The 803-nt window shown below is 71.7% G+C and carries 2 protein-coding genes; both read right to left on the reverse strand.

The window, feature by feature from the left end; translation table 11 throughout:
• Positions 1 to 148: DUF6099 family protein (locus tag V7E46_RS34055; RefSeq protein WP_443054437.1), on the reverse strand; the 148-nt coding region annotated here is incomplete at its 3' end.
• 138 nt (positions 149 to 286) lie between these two features.
• A complete protein-coding gene (locus V7E46_RS33645) occupies positions 287 to 691 on the reverse strand; it encodes a nucleotide pyrophosphohydrolase (protein ID WP_333771942.1) in 405 nt (134 codons plus the stop codon).
• Between the last annotated feature and the right edge of the window lie 112 nt (positions 692 to 803).

Consider the following 803-nt stretch of genomic DNA (forward strand, 5'->3'; position numbering starts at 1 on the left):
CCCCCGACGCCCGCTCCCCGTCTGCCAGCAGCCGCCCCACCGCCTCGACCAGCTCGCCGACCTGCCATGCCTCCTCGATGACGTCCTCGGGCTGCGGCGCAGCGCGCATCACCCTTTCCGACTCCGCCACCAGCCGTGCAGCGTCCATCTCCGCACCCCCTCAGTGCGCCGGCGGTGGTGACTCCTGCACCACCTGCCGACATCACTCAGCGTGACAGAATCTCACCGGGCGCGAAAAGGCCGGTCGTGACATCTGTGGATAACCCCGCACCTGTGGACAACCGCGTCACCCGGCCGCCGGACCGGTTGACCCGCCCGCCGCGGGGCCGACCGGCGGACCGGCGGAGGGACCCCTCGACCGGTCCACCCGCGGAAACCGCTCCTCGTTCCGGTCGATCTTGGCCGCGAGCGCGGCCAGCACATCGACCTCCAGCACCGCGCAGAACTGGAGCAGATACGCCAGCACGTCTGCGACCTCGTCGCGCACCCGGTGCGCGGACCCCGGGTCCGCCATCACCGCCGACGCCTGCTCGGGCGTCAGCCACTGGAAGATCTCCAGCAGTTCCGCCGCCTCGACGCTCAGCGCCGCGGCCAGATTCTTCGGGGTGTGGAACGGCTCCCAGTCACGGGCCGCGGCGAATTCGACGAGGCGGCGCTGCAGGGCCGCGAGGTCGGGTGGTTGTCCGGTCACCCCGCCTGGTCTACCGCATCCCCGCGGCCCTGCAGCGGCGCCTCGTCGAATTAGCCGCGGCCCGTGTCTGGGAGCCGTTCCACACCCCGAACAATATGGCCGCGGCGCTGAG

The organism is Streptomyces sp. IBSBF 2435, from assembly GCF_036815005.1.
Taxonomy (GTDB): Bacteria; Actinomycetota; Actinomycetes; order Streptomycetales; family Streptomycetaceae; genus Actinacidiphila.